Origin of the sequence: Micromonospora sp. NPDC050417 (genome assembly GCF_044458865.1) — a bacterium.
Classification (GTDB): Bacteria; Actinomycetota; Actinomycetes; order Mycobacteriales; family Micromonosporaceae; genus Micromonospora_G.
Genome location: NZ_JBITIH010000013.1, coordinates 142,410 through 161,024, shown reverse-complemented (window position 1 = coordinate 161,024; position 18,615 = coordinate 142,410). Strand labels below are relative to the sequence as shown.

General features: G+C 69.2%; 12 protein-coding genes. 5 read left to right on the top strand and 7 right to left on the bottom strand.

Annotated elements, in window-relative coordinates; genetic code table 11:
• Nucleotide 1: 1 nt before the first annotated feature.
• Nucleotides 2–961: an ABC transporter permease gene (locus ACIBF5_RS18550; RefSeq protein ID WP_396813106.1), complete on the bottom strand. Its 960-nt coding sequence runs from the start codon at nucleotides 959–961 to the stop codon at nucleotides 2–4.
• A 71-nt stretch (nucleotides 962–1,032) separates the two neighbouring features.
• Nucleotides 1,033–2,841 (bottom strand): peptide ABC transporter substrate-binding protein, encoded by a 1,809-nt coding sequence (locus ACIBF5_RS18545; RefSeq protein WP_396813104.1) that lies wholly within the window; start codon nucleotides 2,839–2,841, stop codon nucleotides 1,033–1,035.
• Between the two features lie 258 nt (nucleotides 2,842–3,099).
• Here ACIBF5_RS18545 and ACIBF5_RS18540 point away from each other — a divergent pair, with 258 nt between their 5' ends.
• Genes ACIBF5_RS18540 through ACIBF5_RS18530 form a run of 3 tightly spaced genes read left to right on the top strand, consistent with a single transcriptional unit; the run spans nucleotide 3,100 to nucleotide 6,723 of the window.
• Nucleotides 3,100–4,248, top strand: coding sequence for an ROK family transcriptional regulator (locus ACIBF5_RS18540; RefSeq protein ID WP_396813102.1), 1,149 nt, complete (start codon nucleotides 3,100–3,102; stop codon nucleotides 4,246–4,248).
• A 14-nt stretch (nucleotides 4,249–4,262) separates the two neighbouring features.
• Nucleotides 4,263–5,732, top strand: a complete 1,470-nt coding sequence (locus ACIBF5_RS18535) for a M81 family metallopeptidase (RefSeq protein ID WP_396813100.1) — start codon at nucleotides 4,263–4,265, stop codon at nucleotides 5,730–5,732.
• A 4-nt stretch (nucleotides 5,733–5,736) separates the two neighbouring features.
• Nucleotides 5,737–6,723, top strand: coding sequence for an ROK family protein (locus ACIBF5_RS18530; RefSeq protein ID WP_396813098.1), 987 nt, complete (start codon nucleotides 5,737–5,739; stop codon nucleotides 6,721–6,723).
• A gap of 115 nt (nucleotides 6,724–6,838) precedes the next feature.
• Here the strand turns inward: ACIBF5_RS18530 and ACIBF5_RS18525 are convergent, their stop codons facing one another.
• The 4 genes from ACIBF5_RS18525 to ACIBF5_RS18510 form a co-directional block, all read right to left on the bottom strand.
• Nucleotides 6,839–8,890, bottom strand: coding sequence for a beta-galactosidase (locus tag ACIBF5_RS18525; protein WP_396813096.1), 2,052 nt, complete (start codon nucleotides 8,888–8,890; stop codon nucleotides 6,839–6,841).
• 112 nt (nucleotides 8,891–9,002) lie between these two features.
• Nucleotides 9,003–10,343, bottom strand: a complete 1,341-nt coding sequence (locus ACIBF5_RS18520) for an ABC transporter substrate-binding protein (protein WP_396813094.1) — start codon at nucleotides 10,341–10,343, stop codon at nucleotides 9,003–9,005.
• 58 nt (nucleotides 10,344–10,401) lie between these two features.
• On the bottom strand, nucleotides 10,402–11,346 hold the full coding sequence (locus ACIBF5_RS18515; RefSeq protein ID WP_396813092.1) for a carbohydrate ABC transporter permease: 945 nt from the start codon (nucleotides 11,344–11,346) through the stop codon (nucleotides 10,402–10,404).
• Between the two features lie 3 nt (nucleotides 11,347–11,349).
• Nucleotides 11,350–12,171: a carbohydrate ABC transporter permease gene (locus ACIBF5_RS18510; protein WP_396813090.1), complete on the bottom strand. Its 822-nt coding sequence runs from the start codon at nucleotides 12,169–12,171 to the stop codon at nucleotides 11,350–11,352.
• A 437-nt stretch (nucleotides 12,172–12,608) separates the two neighbouring features.
• On the opposite strand from ACIBF5_RS18510, the gene ACIBF5_RS18505 reads away from it, so the two are divergent.
• Nucleotides 12,609–13,601 (top strand): LacI family DNA-binding transcriptional regulator, encoded by a 993-nt coding sequence (locus tag ACIBF5_RS18505; RefSeq protein WP_396813224.1) that lies wholly within the window; start codon nucleotides 12,609–12,611, stop codon nucleotides 13,599–13,601.
• Between the two features lie 70 nt (nucleotides 13,602–13,671).
• Here ACIBF5_RS18505 and ACIBF5_RS18500 read toward each other — a convergent pair whose 3' ends face one another.
• Nucleotides 13,672–14,250, bottom strand: coding sequence for a nucleosidase (locus ACIBF5_RS18500; protein ID WP_396813088.1), 579 nt, complete (start codon nucleotides 14,248–14,250; stop codon nucleotides 13,672–13,674).
• Between the two features lie 523 nt (nucleotides 14,251–14,773).
• On the opposite strand from ACIBF5_RS18500, the gene ACIBF5_RS18495 reads away from it, so the two are divergent.
• The gene (locus tag ACIBF5_RS18495) at nucleotides 14,774–18,472 is read left to right on the top strand and encodes a CARDB domain-containing protein (protein WP_396813087.1); all 3,699 of its coding nucleotides are present in this window, start codon (nucleotides 14,774–14,776) and stop codon (nucleotides 18,470–18,472) included.
• Nucleotides 18,473–18,615 lie beyond the last annotated feature (143 nt).

Below are 18,615 nucleotides of genomic sequence, written 5' to 3'. Positions count from 1 at the left end.
GTCACGACGCGCTCGCCCGGAGTCGGACCCGGGGGTCGACGGCGGCGTACACCAGGTCGGCGAGGAGCGCGCCGAACACGGTGGCGACCGAGATGATCAAGGTAACTCCGAGCAGGATCGGGAAGTCGCGCTTGAGCGCGGCCTGCCAGAAGAGCTGCCCCATGCCGGGGAAGTTGAACAACGACTCGACCACCAGGGCGCCACTGAACAGTGCCGGCAGGTACATGCCGAGCAGGGTGATCACCGGGAACAGCCCGTTGCGCAGGGTGTGCAGGACGACCACCCGTCGTTCGGACAGGCCCTTGCTGCGCGCGGTGCGTACATAGTTCTCGTTGAGGTTGTCGACCATGGAGGAACGTACGTAGCGGGAGTAGACCGCGATCGTCACGATCGCCAGGGTGACGGTGGGCAGGACGAGTCCGGCCGGGTCGGCGAGGACCTCCGCCAGGGTGAACCCCTGCGGCGCCTCGGGCGGCAGGACCGGCCAGACCTGCGAGAACAGAATGATCATCATGAGGCCCAGGAAGAAGATCGGGGTGGCGTACGCGAGCAGCGAGACCGAGGTGATCGCGTAGTCCGGCCACCGGTTGCGCCGTACCGCCTGGATCACCCCGAGCGGGATCGCCAGCACGACGGCCAGCAGGGTCGAGAGCAGCGACAGCACCATGGTCTTCGGGAGCCGCTGGGCGATGGCCTCGGTGACCGACTGGTTGAGTTGGAACGAGTAGCCGAGGTCGCCGTGGAGCAGACGCTGGACGTACATCGCGTACTGCTGGATCCAGGGCTGGTCGTAGCCCATCTCGTGGTCGAACGCGGCCAACTGCTCCAGCGTCGCCTCCTTCCCGAGGGTGGCTCGGGCCACACCCCCGGGCAGGAGATGCAGGATGATGAACGTGATCACCGTGACGAGCACGACGACGATGAGGGCCTGGCCCAGGCGCGTGACGAGATACCTGACCACTGGCGACTCCCTCCCGGTCAGGGGCTCCGATGGCGCGCGGGGGCGCCATCGGAGCCGGGACGGTCAGTGACTCAGCTCTTCCAGGACCAGTCCTGGAAGAACATGTTGTTCATCGGGTCCTGCGGATCGACACCCTGGAGCCCGGTGCGGTACGCCGAGATCTGGAACACCGGATTGGGCATCCAGAGCACCGGCAGGTCCTTCGCCAGCAGGTCGTTGTACGCCTTGAGCGCACCGTCGTCCTCGGAGAACTGGGTCGCCTCGATCAGCTTGTCCGCCTCCGGGTTGCTGTAGCTGCCCAGGTTGACCGGGGCATCCGTGGCGAAGAGCCGCTCACCGCTGGCGAAGGCCGGGTAGTACCAACTGCCCTGCGATCCGAAGAAGGACATGTCCCAGGTGCAGGTGGCGTCGGCCGGCTTGCAGGCCGGGGTGACCGCGACCGAGTCCGGGACCTCCTTGATGGTCAGGTCGATCCCGACCTTCGACATCTGCGACTTGATCTCCGCGAACATCTTCGTGGTCGCGGCGAAACCGGTCTGGCTGACCACGGTCAGGGCCAACGGGGTGCCGGCGGCGATGCCCTCGCCGCACTGGTCCGCGCCACTGCCCGCGTTCTGGCAGGTGGTCTGGCCGTCCGGGGTGACCTTCCAGCCGTGGCTCTCCAGCAGTTGCCGAGCCTTGGCGGGGTCGAAGGAGTAGACGCATCCGGCGGAGGCGTCACCGCCCGGCTTCGGCGGTACCGGCCCGCAGCTCGGCGACGCCATGCCGGACCAGATGACCTTGCTGATGGTCGGCTGGTCGATCAGCATCTGCATCGCCTGGCGCAGGTACGGCTGCTTGAACAGCACGCCCGTCTTCGGGTTGTGGTAGTTCAGTTGCAGGTAGGTGATGGACCACCCGTACCAGGGCGAGATCTTGTAGTCCTTGGACTCCAGGTACTTCTCCTGGGACAGGTTCGACGCGGGTACGTAGCCGTAGTCGATCTCCCCGGCGCGGAGCACGTTGAACTCCGCGTCGTCACTGGTGAACGGCCGAAGTACGACCTTCGACAGCTTCGGCTTGTCGCTGCCGGAGTAGTTCGGCTGTGCGGTGAGGACGACCTCTCCGTTCGGCACGTACCGGTCCAGTTTCCACGCCCCGCTGTTGACCTTCCACAGCTCGTTGGTCGCGTACGTCTTCGGGTCCTTCGCCGCCTCGGTGAGGAAGGCGAAGACCTTCTGGGCGCCGGCCGGCGTGCTGGACAGGTCGGCCGGTTGCGCGGTCGCGGAGTCCTTGTCCCAGACGTGCTGCGGCATCGGCACGATCCGGTTGAGCTGGTTTCCGACGAACCACGCGGTGTTGTACACCTGGGTGGTGGTCAGCGAGAAGGTCTTGGCGTCCTTCACCGTGAACGCGGCGATGTTGTCGGGGAAGCCACCGGCCCGGTAGGACGCCCACTTGTCCTTGTTGGCGGTGACCAGGTCATACCAGAACTTGATGTCCCGGGTGGTGACCGGCTTCCCGTCCGACCAGGTGTTCTCCTTGAGCGTGATGGTCATGGTCCGGCCGCCGTCGCTGATCTCCGGGGGCTGGGCCATCGAGCGCTCGGGATCGATGTTGTACTTGGCCGTGCCGTCCAACCGGTACTCGTACAGGTGCCGGTACTGGGCGGCGCCGAAGATCGCGTTCTCGCCCTGGGTGAAGCCCGGTGCCGAGATCGGCAGGATCCAGTTCGGGGTGCGGAAGGCGACGGTCACGGTGTCCCGGCCCTGACTTCCGCCCGCGCCGTTCTTGGTCGAGCCGGCACCACCCGTGCAGGCGGTAAGCCCCAATCCGATGACGATCGCGCTGGCTACGGCCATGGTGCCGCGCCGTGCGCGCCACGGGAATCTGCGTCTCATGGGTCTCCTCGATTGATGGCCTACGCCCCGCGTCGTCCGCGTCGGGTCCGGCCGCCCGGTGCTCCTCGAACGATCAACGCGAAGAATGTATAGCGGGTAAAGTTTTGAGTCAACGAAACTAACCGTCTTTGTTCGGCAACTTTGGTTGGGCTACGATCAAAGTCGGCGAAGCATCTTCCGATACTCTTCGCGGTGGCGCGTCCCCGCCGCCGGACAGCGCAGGGAAACGCCGGAAGACCGGCCCTGAGAAGGAGAGGCATGTCGGACCCGTCGATCTCCGCCACCCTGCGCGAACAGACCATCAACCTGCTCGCCAGCGGTGCGGCCACCTCCCGCGCCGACCTCGTGGAGGCACTCCAGGTCGCCCCCTCGACGGTCACCAGCGTGGTGCGGCGCCTACTTGAGGAGGGCGCTGTGCTGGAGGAGGGCGTGGGCCGTTCCACCGGCGGACGACGGCCGCGCATCCTGCGCCTACGCGAGACCGAGGGTGTCTTCGCCGTCTCCGAACTCGGCGCCCAGCACGCCCGCGTCGGCATCTGCGCACCCGACGGGCGTCTACTCGCGACCGAGGAGGTCGCCATCGACATCGCCGCCGGCCCCGGCGAGGTCTTCGACACCGTCGCCCAGACGTTCACCAGGCTCCAGGCCGCCACCAGCCCGGGGCAGGCGCTACTCGGCGTGGGTGCGGCCCTGCCGGGTCCGGTCGAGTTCCCCCGGGGCCGTCTCATCGGCCCCGCCCGCATGCCCGGCTGGAGCGGTGTCGACGCACAGGCCGACCTCGGCCGGCGGTTCGACGTCCCGGTGGTGGTCGACAACGACGCCCGTGCCGCCGCCATCGGCGAGTACGTCACCAGGGGCCGGGACACCGGCGACATGATCTACGTCAAGGCCGGCACCGGCATCGGCGGCTGCCTCGTCACCGACGGCCAGATCTACCGGGGCGGCCGTGGGCTCAGCGGCGACGTCACCCACGTACGCGTGGCCGACAGCGGCGAGCGCCACTGCTCCTGCGGCAACCGGGGCTGCCTGGAGACCGTGGCCAGCGGCGCCGCCCTGGCCCACCAACTGACCGAGGGCGGCCTGCCGACGACCACCACCCGCGACGTCATCACCGCGGTGAACAACGCCGAGCCGACCGCGGTAACCATCGTGCGCCGCGCCGGCGGGCTGGTCGGGGTGGCCCTCTCCGGGCTGGTCAACTTCCTGAACCCGGACGCCGTCGTCATCGGCGGTGCCCTCTCCAGCCTCGACGTCTACGTGGCCGCCGCCCGTGGGGTGCTCTACGAACGCTGCCTACCGTCCATGACCCAGTCACTCTCCATCGACGCCAGCACCGCCGGCGCGAACGCGGCCCTCATCGGCCTCGGGCACCTGGTGCGTACGGCGGCCGAAGCCCGACCCGCCTGAGGAGTTCTGCACCCGTGCCCCGTCCCCTGCGCATCGCCATCGGCGGCGTCCACATCGAATCCAGCACCTTCACCCCCCACCTGAGCACCGCCGACGACTTCGAGGTCACCCGGGGGGACACGCTGCTGGCCCGCTACGACTGGCTCTCCCCGGTCCACCCCTGGGCCGCCGACGTGGAATGGATACCCCTGGTCCACGCCCGGGCGCTGCCCGGCGGCGTGGTCGACGCGGCCAGCTACGACGCCTGGTCCACCGAGATCACCCGCACGCTGGCCGAGATCGGCCCGGTCGACGGCATCCTGCTCGACATCCACGGCGCGATGAGCGTCGTCGGGCGCGACGACGCCGAGGGAGACCTGGTCACCGCGATCCGGTCGGTGATCGGACCGGAACCGTTCATCTCCGCCGCCATGGACCTGCACGGCAACGTCTCCCCGGTCCTGTTCCACGGCTGCGACCTGCTCACCTGCTACCGCACCGCGCCCCACGTCGACGTCTGGGAAACCCGCGAACGGGCCGCCCGCAACCTGGTCGACGCGCTACGCCGGGGGGAACGCCCCGACAAGGCCCTGGTGCACGTACCGGTCCTGCTGCCCGGCGAGATGACCAGCACCCGGATCGAACCCGCCCGGGGCCTCTATGGACGCATCCCCGAGATCGAAGCCCGGGACGGGATCATCGACGCCGCCATCTGGATCGGGTTCGCCTGGGCCGACCAGCCCCGCTGCCGGGCCGCCGTCGTCGTCACCGGCACCAGCGCCGGCCCCACCACCGATGCCGCCCGGGAGCTCGGCGACCTTTTCTGGGCCGCCCGGGACGAGTTCGCGTTCGTCGCGCCGACCGGCTCGATGGACGACTGCCTCGACGCGGCCACGGTCGCGGTCACCGACCCCGCCCGGCGCCCGTTCTTCATCAGCGACTCCGGTGACAACCCCGGCGCCGGCGGGGCCGACGACGTCACCTTCGCCCTCGAACGGATGCTCGCACGCCCCGCGATCCGCGACGGTTCACTTCGGGCGGTGTACGCGTCCCTGGTCGACCCGGAGACGGTGGCACAGATCGCCGGCCAGCCGGTCGGCTCAGCGGTCGACGTACTCGCCGGTGGGCGGATCGACCCACGTGAGCCCGGCCCGCTCCGGCTGGAGGGCACCCTGGAGGCGGTCGCCGACGACCCCGACGGCGGACGGTGTGTGAGCGTACGGGTCGGTGGCCTGAGTGTCCTGCTCACCTCCCGGCGGATGCAGTACCGCCAACTTGCCTCGTACACACGACTCGGGATCGCGGTCGACGCGGTGGACCTCGTCGTGGTGAAGATCGGCTACCTCGAACCCGAACTCTTCGACGCGGCCGGGGACTGGCTGCTCGCCCTGACCCCGGGCGGGGTCGACCAGGACCTCGAACGGCTGCCGTACGAACGCCTGGTCCGACCGCTCTTCCCGCTGGACCGCGACTTCGTCGCGGACCTCGCCGTGGTGACCGGGTGATCACGTGACCCGGCACAGCACACCCGTCGTCGAATCCTGTGTCCTCGCGGTCGACGTCGGGGGCACCACCATGAAGGGGTCCGTGGTCGGCGAGGACGGGCGGATCCGGCACTCGCTGGTCGTACCCTCCCAGACCGGGACCGACATCGAGCCGATCGACGCGGTACGGGCCCTCTGCCTGCGGCTACGCGACGACGCACTCGCCCTCGGCGCCACACCGGTCGGGGTCGGGGTGGTCACCCCCGGCATCGTCGACGAGGCGGCCGGGGTGGTCCGCTACGCCTCGAACATCAGGTTCCGGGACGTCGCGCTGCGTACCCTGGTCGGCCAGGACCTCGGCCTGCCGGCGGCGATCGGGCACGACGCGCGGGCGGCGGGCCTCGCCGAGGCGGTTGCCGGAGCCGGCCGTGGGCTGGACAACTTCGTCCTCCTGCCGCTGGGCACCGGCATCGCCGCGACCGTGGTGCTGCACGGCGAACCGGTCACCGGTGCCTCCTGGTCGGCCGGGGAGGTCGGTCACACCCCGGTCCACCCGGGCGGCGAACCGTGCAGTTGCGGCCAGCGGGGCTGCCTTGAGGTGTACGCCTCCGCGGGTGGCATGGCCCGCCGCTACGCGCGGCTCGGTGGCACGTCCGGGCTGGACAGCCGGGCCATCGCCGAGGCCACCGGCACCGACCCACTCGCCCGTAGCGTCTGGGACACCGCCACGCACGCCCTCGGAACCGCGCTGACCACCCTGACCCTGACCCTCGACCCGGCCTGCATCATCCTCGGCGGCGGCCTCGCCGAGGCCGGCGCGCAACTGCTCGACCCGGTACGCGACACGCTGCGCGCGGCGCTCGCCTGGCGCAGCGCCCCGCCGGTGCTCACCTCGACCTTCGGAGCGCTCGCCGCCCAGGTCGGCGCGGCCATCCTGGCCCGGCGGGCGGCCGGACTACCGGTGCCCGAGGGGTGGGGCGCTCCCCTACCCGAGTCGGTCGGGCACCGCTGACCGGACACCGAAGCGGCCTCCGACGCGTTCATGTGCCTATCGCGGTGACGGGCGCCTGACAGCCGTGTGGCGCCCCACCCGTCGCCGGGTTGAGGCGCCACACGGACGAAACGGTTCAGCGTCGCCGTACGCTGACCCCTCGCGCGGCCAGGACGGACTGCGGGCCGACCGCGCCGTCCGGCTCACCGAGTACGTCGCCGCCGACCTCGGAGAGGTCGACCGACTCGTCCGTACGGTTGATCACGAACCAGAACTCCGCACCGTCGCCGCTGTCGGAACCGCCCCGGATCGTGAGCTCCACTCGGCCGCGCAACGCCTCCGGCAGCTCGCTGCCGACGCCGGCCGCGTCGAGCAGGCCGGCCAGCACCGGGCGGAGCCCGGCCTGTCCGAGCCGGGTCGAGACGTAGCTCGCCGAACCGGTGTCGGTGACCCGACGGGTCACCGCCGGGCGGCCGGCCAGGTTGCCGGTGCGGTACCGGGCCAACACCTCCACCCGGGCGTCGGTGACATCGATCCGGTCGGTCCAGAGCGTGCCGGTGGTGCCGTTGTCCAGCTCCACCTGTTCGGTGTCGAGCAGCGGACCGAACTCCTCGATCCGGATGCCCAGCAGGTCACGCAACGCACCCGGGTAGCCGCCGAGCCAGACGTGGTCGTTCTCGTCCACGATCCCCGAGAAGTACGTGGTGACGAGGTGCCCACCAGCGGCGACGTACGCGCCCAGGCGCTGTGCGAGCGCCGCCGGTACGACGTGCAGCACCGGTGCGACAACCACGTCGTACCCGTCGAGCGGGGCGGCGACCGGTAGCACGTCGACCCGGACGCCAAGGTCGAGGAAGGCCGAGTACCAGTCCAGCGCCTCCTGCCGGTAACGCAGGCGGGAGCTGGGGTGGGAGTCGTGCTCGCTGGTCCACCAGGAGGTCCAGTCGAACAGGATGGCCGCGCGGGCAGGCCGGCGGTGCGTGCCGGCGATCGGCGCGAGCCGGCCCAGCGTGGCTCCCAGGTCGGTGACCGCGCGGAAGACCTCGCTCTCGGTACCGGCGTGGGGAAGCATGGCCGAGTGGTACTTCTCCGCGCCGGCCGCGGACTGCCGCCACTGGAAGTAGCAGACGGCGTCGGCCCCGTGGGCGACGTGGGTGAGCGAGTCGCGGGCCAGCTCGCCCGGTCGCTTGGCCACGTTGATCGGCTGCCAGTTGACCGCGCTGGTGGAGTGTTCCATCAGGAACCAGGGCCGGCCCTGCGCGATGTTGCCGGTGAGGTTCGCCGAGAAGGAGAGTTCGTCGAGGGCCTGCGGTCCGGGTAGGACGTAGTGGTCGTTGGCGACGAAGTCGACCTCGCCGGCCCAGTCGGCGTAGTCCATTCCCCGGGTCTCGCCCATCACCATGAAGTTGGTGGTGATCGGGACGTCCGGGGTGATGGCGCGCAGGATGTCCCGCTCGGCCCGGAGGTAGTCCTTGAGGGCGTCGGAGGAGAAGCGCTTGAAGTCCAACTGCTGGGTCGGGTTGGGGTGGGACGCGGCGAGCCGAGGCGGCAGGATCTGCTCCCAGTCGCTGTAGCGCTGGGACCAGAAGGCGGTGCCCCAGGCGGCGTTGAGCCCGTCGAGACTGCCGTACCGCTCCCGCAACCAGTCGCGGAAGGCGCGGGCGGCGTCGTCGGAGAAGTCGTAGATGTTGTGGCAGCCGAGCTCGTTGGAGATGTGCCAGGCGGTCAGCGCGGGGTGGTCGGCGTACCGCTGGGCCATGGTCTGAACCAGGCGCAGGGCGTGTTCACGGAAGACCGGCGAGGTGGGTCGCCAGTGCTGCCGGGCGCCGGGCGAGATGGTGGCGCCGTTCACGTCGACCGGGAGGATCTCGGGGTGCGCCGTGGTGAGCCAGGGCGGCGGCGAGGCGGTCGCGGTGGCGAGGTCGACGGCGATGCCGCCGGCGTGCAGCAGGTCCATGACCTCGTCGAGCCAGGCGAAGTCGTAGGTGTCCGCGGTGGGCTGGATCCGAGCCCAGGAGAAGATGGCGAGGGAGACGATGTTGACCCCGGCGGTACGCATGGCCTGGATGTCCTCGGCCCAGACGTCCGGGGACCACTGCTCCGGGTTGTAGTCGGCGCCGAACGCCAGCCGGGCACCGGGCTCCGGGTCAGGCCAGCGCAGCCAGCGAGGGGTGGTACGAGAAACCACTGCTGCTCCTTGCACGTTCGAGCGGTGACGACCACGGACCACGGGCCGGGTACGCCGACCGAATGCGCCGGGACGGCCGGCCTCGCGGCGGGCCGTCCCGGGGCGTGGGGTGTTACTTGACGGTGAAGCCCTGCTCGGTGCCGTACTTGACGCTGGCGTCCTGCCAGGCCTTCAGCCCGTCCGTCAGCGTGGTGCTGGAGACGTAGGCCTTGCCGACGGTGTCGTTGAAGATGCTGTTGGCGTAGACCTGGAAGGGCAGGTACGACCAGCCGCTGACGACGTTCTTCGCGGAGTCGGCGAAGATCTGGTTGGCCTTCTGGCCGCCGAAGTAGGCGAACTCGGTGTTGAGGAAGGCCGGCGACTGGAGCTGTGCCGTGGTGGCCGGGAACGCGCCGTTGTCGACCCGCGTCTGCACGCCGTCACCGACGTTCGCGAACTTCAGGAAGCCGTACGCCAGGGCCTTGTTGGTGCTGGCCTGCGGGATGGCGAGCGAGCTGCCACCGTTCTCGGCGCTGCTGTTGGCACCGGCCTGCCACTGCGGCAGCGGCGCGACCCGCCACTTGCCCGCGCCGCCGGGCGCGCCGGAGACCAGGTTGGCCGGCATCCAGGCGCCGGTGGCGAGGGTGGCGATGGTGCCGTTGGCCAGGCCCTGGTACCACTGGTCGCTCCAGGAGCTGATCGGGGCGAGCAGCTTCTCGTCGATCAGCGGCTGCCACGTCTTGGCGAAGGCGGCGGCACCCGGGTCGGTCATGTCGATCTTCACGTTGGTGCCGTCGACCTGGTACGGCTTGCCGCCGGCCTGCCACATGAGGCTGGTGGTGAAGCCGGCGTCGCCGGTGTCGTTGGTGATGTAGACCTTCGGGTCGGCGGCGTGCAGCTTGCGGGCCGCGGTCACGAACTCGTCCCAGGTGGTGGGGACGGTGATGCCGTGCTTGTCGAAGACGTCCTTGTTGTAGTAGAGCGCCATCGGGCCGGAGTCCATCGGCAGGCCGAAGATGCCGCTGCCGGAGTGGACCGAGGCCCACGGGCCGGGCGTGAAGGTCCCGTCGAGGTCGCCGGCCTTGAAGGCGGTCAGGTCGGTGACCGACTTGGCGAGCGCGAACTGCGGCAGGGCGTAGTACTCGATCTGCGCGACGTCCGGGCCGCCCTTACCGGCGGTGATGGCGTTCTGCAGGGCGGTGTACTGGTCGTTGCCGGTACCGGCGTTGACCAGGTTCACCTTGACGTTCGGGTACTGCTGCTGGAACTTCTCGGCGACCTGCTTGATGGTGGGCTCCCAGGCCCACACGGTCAGGTTGCCGCCCTTGGTCAGCGCGGCCTGGACGTCGGCGTCGGAGAAGGTCTCGCTGGCGCTCGACCCGGAGTCGCCCGAGCCGCAGGCGGCGAGAGCGAGGGTGGCGGCGGTGGCGACGGCTGCTGCCGCCAGGAAGCCCCGCCGGGGAAACTTGATCATGACTGTCCTTCCGAACCAGCAAAAAGAGGGGGTACGACGTAAGGGGTGGGCGTCGCCGTCAGTCCTTGACGCTGCCGGCGGAGAGCCCCGACTGCCAGTAGCGCTGCAACAGCAGGAACGCGGCGACCAGCGGCAGGATCGTCAGCAGCGATCCGGTGATGACGAGGTTGAACACGGGCTGGCCGCCGGCGGTCTCGGCCTGGGCGTTCCAGGCGTGCAGCCCGAGGGTCAGCGGGTACCAGTCCGGATCCTTGAGCATGATCAGCGGCAGGAAGTAGTTGTTCCAGGTCGCGACCATGGTGAAGAGCAGCACCGTGACGATCCCCGGGGCGAGCAGCGGCAGCGAGATCCGGAAGAAGGTGCGGAACTCGCTCGCCCCGTCGACCCGCGCGGCCTCGATCATCTCCGTCGGGATCGCCTCGCTGGCGAAGGTCCACATCAGGTAGAGCCCGAACGGCGAGATGAGGGACGGGATGATCACCGCCCACGGGGTGTTGGTGAGGCCCAGGTTGCTGAACATGAGGAACGTCGGTACGGCCAGCGCCGTGCCCGGAACCGCCACAGCACCGATGACCGTGGCGAAGACGCCACGCTTGCCGGGGAAGTTGTACTTGGCCAGCCCGTAGCCACCGAGTACCGCCAGGAAGGTCGCCCCACCGGCGCCGATGACGACGTAGAGCAGTGTGTTGCCGAGCCAACGAAGGAAGATCCCGTCGTTGTACGTCAGCGTGTCGTGGATGTTGCTCCAGAGGGCGAAGTCACCGTCGAACCAGAGCCCGAACGAGGTGAAGAGCCCCTCCTGGGTCTTCGTCGCGTTGATGACCAACCAGACCAGCGGGATCAGGCTGTAGATCAGGACGATCGCGGTCAACGCGGTGAGCAGGACGCTCTTGCGCGGCCGGGCCACGGTCGAGCGGACCCGCGTCGGTCGCGACCGCAGGTGCGGCGTCGGGGTACGCGGGGTCTTGACCGGGTTCGGTTCCGTACGCGTGGTCGTGTTCATCGGTCAGCGCTCCTTCCGCATGCCGCGCAACTGAACGACGTAGGCGATGACCATGGTGAGCAGGCCCATGACGATCGCGACCGTGGCCGAGTAGTTGTACTGCTGCCCCGCGAACGACAGCGAGTAGGCGTAGAAGTTCGGGGTGAAGTACGTGGTGATCGCGTTGGGCGCCAGATCCTGCAGGATGCTCGGCTCGTTGAAGAGCTGGAAGCTGCCGATGATCGAGAAGATGGTGGCGATGACCAGCGCGCCTCGGATGGCCGGCAACTTGATCGCGGTGATGACCCGGAACTGGCTGGCGCCGTCGAGGTCGGCCGCCTCGTAGAGGGAGGCGGGGATCACCCGCAGCGCCGCGTAGAAGATCAGCATGTTGTAGCCGACGAACTCCCAGGTCACGATGTTGCCGATCGAGGCCAGCACCCAACTGGGCGTCAGCGGGTCGGGCAACGAGGTGCCGAGCGCATCGTTGATGTTGCCGACGAGACCGAACCTGGAGCCGTACATGAAGCCCCACATCAGGGTGGCGACCACCGCCGGCACCGCGTAGGGCAGGAAGATCGAGACCCGGAAGAAGCTCTTGCCGTAGAGCCGCCCACTGTCGATGGCCAGCGCCACCACCAGGGCGATGCCGAGCATCACCGGCACCTGGACGACGAGGAAGAGCGCGACCCGGCCGATCGCCGACCAGAGCTGCGGATCGCTCAACGCCCGCTGATAGTTGTCCAGGCCGACGAAGGCGTTGCCGCCGATCAGTCGGTTCTGGAACAGGCTCAAGTAGATCGCATACGCGATCGGAGCCAGGAAGACCAGTGCAAACACGGCCATGAAGGGGGCGACGAAACGCCAACCCACCCATGACCGTTGACGACGGCCGGGCGCCCGATCGCGGGTGCCTGGTCGAGCTGCCACGACCTGTGGAAGTGCCACTTCACGCATCCTTCCCGTCGCTCCGATGCGACCCATATGTTTACGTAAACACCCTGGTCAGAAGGATGACAACTCAGCGTAGCTCGCAGTTACGGGGAGGTCATCCAGGACATCACGCGGTGATGTTTACGTAAACATTGCGGGGGTGATAGTTTCACCGCGTTCGAGGATCGTCAAGACGGGGGTGCTCCGACCACCACTTCGCCGCCACCAACCAGGCGGCAAATCGGGGCCTAGCAGCGGGAAGGAGCCGTACGGCTATGACCGCAGTCACACCGGAGGAGACCCCCGGAGGACCGACCCGGCGCATCGGGCGTCCCCGGCGAGGCGTCTCCATGGCCGATGTCGCCCGACTCGCCGGCGTCTCGTCCCAGACCGTCTCCCGCGTCTCCACCGGCCACCCGGGCGTGATCAACTCCACCCGCCAGCAGGTCCTCGCCGCCATGCGACAGCTCGGCTACCGCCCCAACAGCGCCGCACGAGCCCTCAAGCTCGGCGAATTCCGTACGATCGGCGTCATCCTCTTCACCCTGTCGACGACCGGCAACAGCCGTACGGTGGAGGCGATCGCCACCCACGCCGCCCGCGAGGGCTACGCCATCACCCTGATCCCGGTGGCGGCACCCACTCAGGACGGCGTCCTGGGTGCCTTCACCCGACTCGGCGAACTCGCCGTCGACGGAATCATCGTGATCATGGAAGTCCACCTGCTGGACGCCACGACGGTCAACCTGCCGCCCGGCGTACAGGTCGTCGTGGTGGACTCCGACGCCGACGACCGCTACACGGTCGTCGACACCGACCAGACCGACGGCACCCGGCAGGCCGTCCGCCACCTGCTCGACCTCGGCCACCGGACCGTCTGGCACGTGGCCGGACCCAGCGGGTCGTTCGCCAGCGAACGCCGTAGCAAAGCCTGGCGCGCCGCCCTGGAGGAGGCGGGCCGGCCGGTGCCCCCGTTGCAGACCGGCGACTGGTCGGCGGAGTCCGGCTACCGCGCCGGGATGCTCCTGGCGGACGAGCCCGAGTGCACGGCGGTCTTCGCCGGCAACGACCAGATGGCGCTCGGCCTGCTCCGCGCCTTCCACGAAAGAGGTCGTACGGTTCCCGCCGACATCAGCGTGGTCGGCTTCGACGACATCCCGGACGCCGCCTCCTTCATCCCACCCCTCACCACGGTCCACCAGGACTTCGCCGAGGTCGGCCGGCGATGCGTACAGGGTGTGCTCCGGCAGATCCACCACGAGGCGACCGACCCGGGCACCACCCTGGTCCCCACCCGGCTCGTCGTACGCGCCAGCACCGCACCACCGGCCGCCGCGCGCTGATCCACCCGGTCTGCGGCCGGCTCCCCGGCCGCCGCCGGCGAACAGGCGCGCCGGCCGGACAGACAGGTAGCTAGGCCGGGATGTTCCGCGCGGACCAGTCCGCGAGGGCACGGGCGCACTCCGCGACCGTCTCACGCCACGCTCGTACGGCGCCGTCGCCCGCGTCGTCGCTGACGTGCTTGACGATCCGCAGCGGCACACCGGCCTCCTGTGCGGCGGCGGCGATGGCGTAGCCCTCCATGTCCACCAACGAGGCGCGAACCGCCAACCGGTCCCGGGAGGCGTCGTCGGCGATGAACGCGTCTCCGGTCGCCAGGGTCGGACCATCCGCGTCGGGAAGCGTCAGCGGCTGTCCGACGAGTTCGCCGGTGAGGGTACGCAGCACGTCGCTGGCCAGGTCGTGCTGGATCACGGTGCCGACAACGTGGGTGCCGGTCAGCCCCACCCGCAGCGCGCCCGCCGTGCCCAGGTTGACGATGCCGGACGGTCGCGCCCCCCGGGCCAGTACGGTCGCGAGCGCGATCGCTCCATTGACCTTGCCCATGCCGGTGAGCAGGATCGGCAGGCTCGTGTCGAGGAACTGCGCTTCTTCCTTGACGGCCAACACGAGCAGGGGTCGGTCGGCGGAGATCTCACCAATAAGTTCCACGCGGCAACCGTACTGCCGGTCGGTGTAGCGCCTCGAACCGGAGTGACGATAGCCATGGCCCGAACCTCCGACGGCGGATCGTCCGGTTGGTCCTGAATTAGCCGACGAGCCGGGCCAGCGGCGGCCGATCGCCACACATCCGGGGCAGTCGATGGAGCAGACATCGAAGTATTGACGCACCAGTAGCGCGTCGGTAACATTCGGCCAAAGTACTGCAAGATCTCGACAAAGCTTTGCTTGATTCTCCGCTCTTGATTGAAATTTCCGCAGGTCCGTCCCCTGGCGGTGTTCCTCCCCATTCCGGAGAGGCGCGGTGATGCTGACGGCTCGGTAACTCCTCACCAGCGGTCCCACCCGCCCCGAACGGACCGCGCGGGCACGCGCCTCGCCCGCCCGACCACCTCCCCGTCCGTCCGATCCCGAGCGCCCATCGCGGATCGACCGGCGCCGCACCGAACCACGCCCCGCGCCCGTGGACACAGACCGCGCGCGGAACCCGTCCCTCCACGCGACAAGGACAGTGATGAGACAAACGAACCTGGTCAGGATGGTGGCGACAACAGTCGCCGCCGCCATGATCGCAACCGTGGGATGGGCGGCCGTCGCGAACGCGGGCGGCCGACCCGACCACCCGTTCGAACAGAGCGCCGCCGCCCCGGTCGACGTCCAGGACGTGCCCGGCAACCTCGCCCAGGGCCGCCCCACCCAGCAGAGCGGCCACGCCGACGTCTACGACTCGTCCCGGGCCGTCGACGGCAACCAGGGCAGCTACTGGGAGAGCGTCAACAACTCCTTCCCGGGATGGCTCCAGGTCGACCTCGGCTCCTCGGTGACGGTCAACCGGGTGGTACTGAAGCTGCCGACCTCCGGTTGGGGCACCCGTACCCAGACGCTGAGCGTCCGGGGCAGCACCAACGGATCCACCTTCTCCGACCTGGCCCCGTCGCAGACGTACACCTTCAACCCGGCCGTCGCCGGCAACTCGGTCACGATCACCTTCGGCCAGAGCACCGCCCGCTACGTACGGATCAACATCACCGCCAACAGCGGCTGGCCCGCCGGTCAAGTCTCCGAACTTGAGGTCTACGCACCGGACAGTGGTGCCGACACCACCCCGCCGAGTGTTCCGGGCACGCTCTCGTACACCCAGTCAGGCACGGCTGTCACCCTCAACTGGGGCGCGTCGACCGACAACGCGGGTGGCAGCGGCATGGCCGGATACAACGTCTACCGCAACGGCACGTTGGCGCAGTCGATCGGCAACGCGACGACCTTCACCGACACCCAGCCGACCACCGCCACCGTCTCCTACTACGTCCGCGCGCGGGACGGCGCCGGCAACCTCTCCGGCAACAGCAACACCGTCACCCGTACCGGCACGCAACCCCCGGCCTGCACCAACGTCGCGGCCGGCAAGACCATCACGGCGAGCGGCTCCACCTTCACCTTCACCCCGGAGAAGGCGAACGACGGTCAGCTCGGCACGTACTGGGAGGGTGCGCCGACGTACCCGCAGACCCTGACCGTGGCGCTGGGCGCCAACCACGTCGTCAACACGGTCACCGTCAGGTTGAACCCGGACGCCGCCTGGGGCACCCGTACCCAGAACTTCCAGATCCTCGGCCGGGACCAGACCTCGACCACCTACACCAACCTGGTGTCGGCGGCCAACTACCAGTTCGTCCAGGGCAACAACGTGGTGGCGATCCCGGTCGCCGCGACCACCGCGGACGTGCAGCTACGGTTCAACTCCAACACCGGTGCCCCGTCCGGCCAGGTCGCCGAACTTGAGGTCTGCGGTACGCCGGCACCCAACCCCGACCTGGTCGTCACCTCGACGACCTGGACACCCGCCTCACCGAACGAGGCCAGCGCGATCACCCTCTCCGCCACCGTCCAGAACATCGGGTCGGCGGCTGCCGGGGCGACCACGGTCAACTTCAACCTGGGCGGCGTGGTGGTCGGCAGCGCGCCGGTGACCGGCCTGAACGCCGGTGCCTCGACCACCGTCTCCTACAACGCCGGAAACCGGCCGATGGGCAGCTACAGCGTCTCGTCGGTGGTCGACCCGACCAACACCGTCGTCGAGCAGAACAACGGCAACAACACCTTCACCTCGCCCTCGCCACTGGTGGTGGCCCAGGCACCCGGCCCCGACCTCCAGATCCTCGTCATCAGCTCGAATCCGCCGAACCCGGCCGTCGGCGCGGCGGTCACGTTCACCGTCGCGGTGAACAACCGCGGGACCAGCGCGAGCGGCGCGACCACGGTGACGCGGCTGGCGGTGGGCGGGACCACGCTCAACACCAACACGCCGTCGATCGCGGCCGGCACGACCGCGAACGTGGCCATCAGCGGTAGCTGGACCGCCACCAGCGGCGGAGCCACCATCACCGCCACCGCCGACGCGACCAACGTGGTCGCCGAGACCAACGAGTCCAACAACGTCCTCACCCAGTCGATCGTGGTGGGACGCGGCGCTGCGGTGCCGTGGACCTCGTACGAGGCGGAGGCGGCCAGGTACCAGGGCGCCCTGCTGGAGACCGATCCGCTGCGCACCTTCGGGCACACCAACTTCGCCACCGAGTCGTCGGGCCGCAAGTCCGTACGACTCAACACCACCGGACAGTTCGTCGAGTTCACCTCGACCAACGCCGCCAACTCGATCGTGGTGCGCAACTCCATCCCGGACGCGCCCGGCGGTGGCGGCATCGAGGCCAGCATCAGCCTGTACGTCAACGACACCTTCGCCCAGAAGCTGACGCTCTCCTCCCGCCACAGCTGGCTCTACGGGAGCACCGACGATCCGGAGGGGCTGACCAACACCCCGCAGGGCGACGCCCGGCGGCTCTTCGACGAGGCGCACGCGCTGCTCGCGCAGTCGTACCCGGCCGGCACCCGGTTCAAGTTGCAACGTGACTCGGGCGACACCGCGTCGTTCTACATCATCGACTTCATCGACCTGGAGCAGGTCGCCCCGGCGACGACCCAACCGGCCGGCTGCACCTCGATCACCGCGTACGGTGCGGTCGCGAACGACGGGATCGACGACACCGACGCCATCCAACGGGCGGTGACCGACGACCAGAACGGTGTGATCGGTTGTGTCTGGATCCCGGCCGGACAGTGGCGGCAGGAGAAGAAGATCCTGACCGACGACCCGTTGAACCGGGGTCAGTACAACCAGGTCGGGATCAGCAACGTCACCATCCGGGGCGCCGGCATGTGGCACTCCCAGCTCTACACGCTGACCGAACCGCATCTCGCCGTGGGCGGCATCAACCACCCGCACGAGGGCAACTTCGGGTTCGACATCGACGACAACACCCAGATCTCCGACATCGCCATCTTCGGCTCGGGCCGCATCCGGGGCGGCCCCGGCGGCGCCGAGGGCGGCGTGGGGCTCAACGGGCGGTTCGGTGAGAACACCAGGATCACCAACGTCTGGATCGAGCACGCCAACGTCGGGGTCTGGGTCGGTCGGGACTTCGACAACATCCCCGACCTGTGGGGGCCGGGCGACGGGCTGGACTTCAGCGGGATGCGCATCCGCGACACGTACGCCGACGGCATCAACTTCACCAACGGGACCCGGAACTCGCGGGTGTTCAACTCGTCGTTCCGTACCACCGGTGACGACTCACTGGCGGTCTGGGCCAACCGGTACGTGAAGGACCCCTCGGTGGACATCGCGCACGACAACCAGTTCGTCAACAACACCATCCAGTTGCCCTGGCGGGCGAACGGCATCGCGATCTACGGCGGCTACGGCAACAAGATCGAAAACAACCTGGTCTACGACACGATGAACTACCCGGGCATCATGCTCGCGACCGACCACGACCCGCTGCCCTTCTCCGGGCAGACGCTGATCGCGAACAACGGTCTCTACCGCACCGGCGGCGCCTTCTGGAACGAGGACCAGGAGTTCGGTGCGATCACGCTCTTCGCGGCGACCCGGGACATCCCCGGCGTCACCATCCGCGACACCGAGATCATCGATTCGACGTACGACGGCATCCAGTTCAAGACCGGCGGCGGCAACGTACCGGGCGTGGCGGTGACCAACGTACGGATCGACAGGTCGAACAACGGTGCCGGCATTCTCGCCATGAGCGGCGCCCGGGGCAGCGCGACGTTGACCAACGTGACCATCACCAACTCGGCCACCGGCAACATCGTGACGCAACCCGGGTCGAGCTTCGTCATCACGGGCGGTTGAGCCGTCTGACCACGCACGGGTGCGCACACCCGGCCGCGGGGGGGGGGGGGCCGGGGGGGGGGGGGGGGGGGGGGGGCCCCGGGGGGGGGGGGGCCGGGGGGGGGGGGGGGGGGGGGCCGCGCCCCCCGGGGCGGGCGGGGGCC

What these genes read in the sequence shown, in the direction of transcription:
- ACIBF5_RS18505 (WP_396813224.1), top strand. Translation starts at nt 12,609, where the DNA reads ATGGCCGATGTCGCCCGACTCGCCGGCGTCTCGTCCCAGACCGTCTCC.
- ACIBF5_RS18520 (WP_396813094.1), bottom strand. Translation starts at nt 10,343, where the DNA reads ATGATCAAGTTTCCCCGGCGGGGCTTCCTGGCGGCAGCAGCCGTCGCC.
- ACIBF5_RS18515 (WP_396813092.1), bottom strand. Translation starts at nt 11,346, where the DNA reads ATGAACACGACCACGCGTACGGAACCGAACCCGGTCAAGACCCCGCGT.
- ACIBF5_RS18545 (WP_396813104.1), bottom strand. Translation starts at nt 2,841, where the DNA reads ATGAGACGCAGATTCCCGTGGCGCGCACGGCGCGGCACCATGGCCGTA.
- ACIBF5_RS18510 (WP_396813090.1), bottom strand. Translation starts at nt 12,171, where the DNA reads ATGGCCGTGTTTGCACTGGTCTTCCTGGCTCCGATCGCGTATGCGATC.
- ACIBF5_RS18540 (WP_396813102.1), top strand. Translation starts at nt 3,100, where the DNA reads ATGTCGGACCCGTCGATCTCCGCCACCCTGCGCGAACAGACCATCAAC.
- ACIBF5_RS18495 (WP_396813087.1), top strand. Translation starts at nt 14,774, where the DNA reads ATGAGACAAACGAACCTGGTCAGGATGGTGGCGACAACAGTCGCCGCC.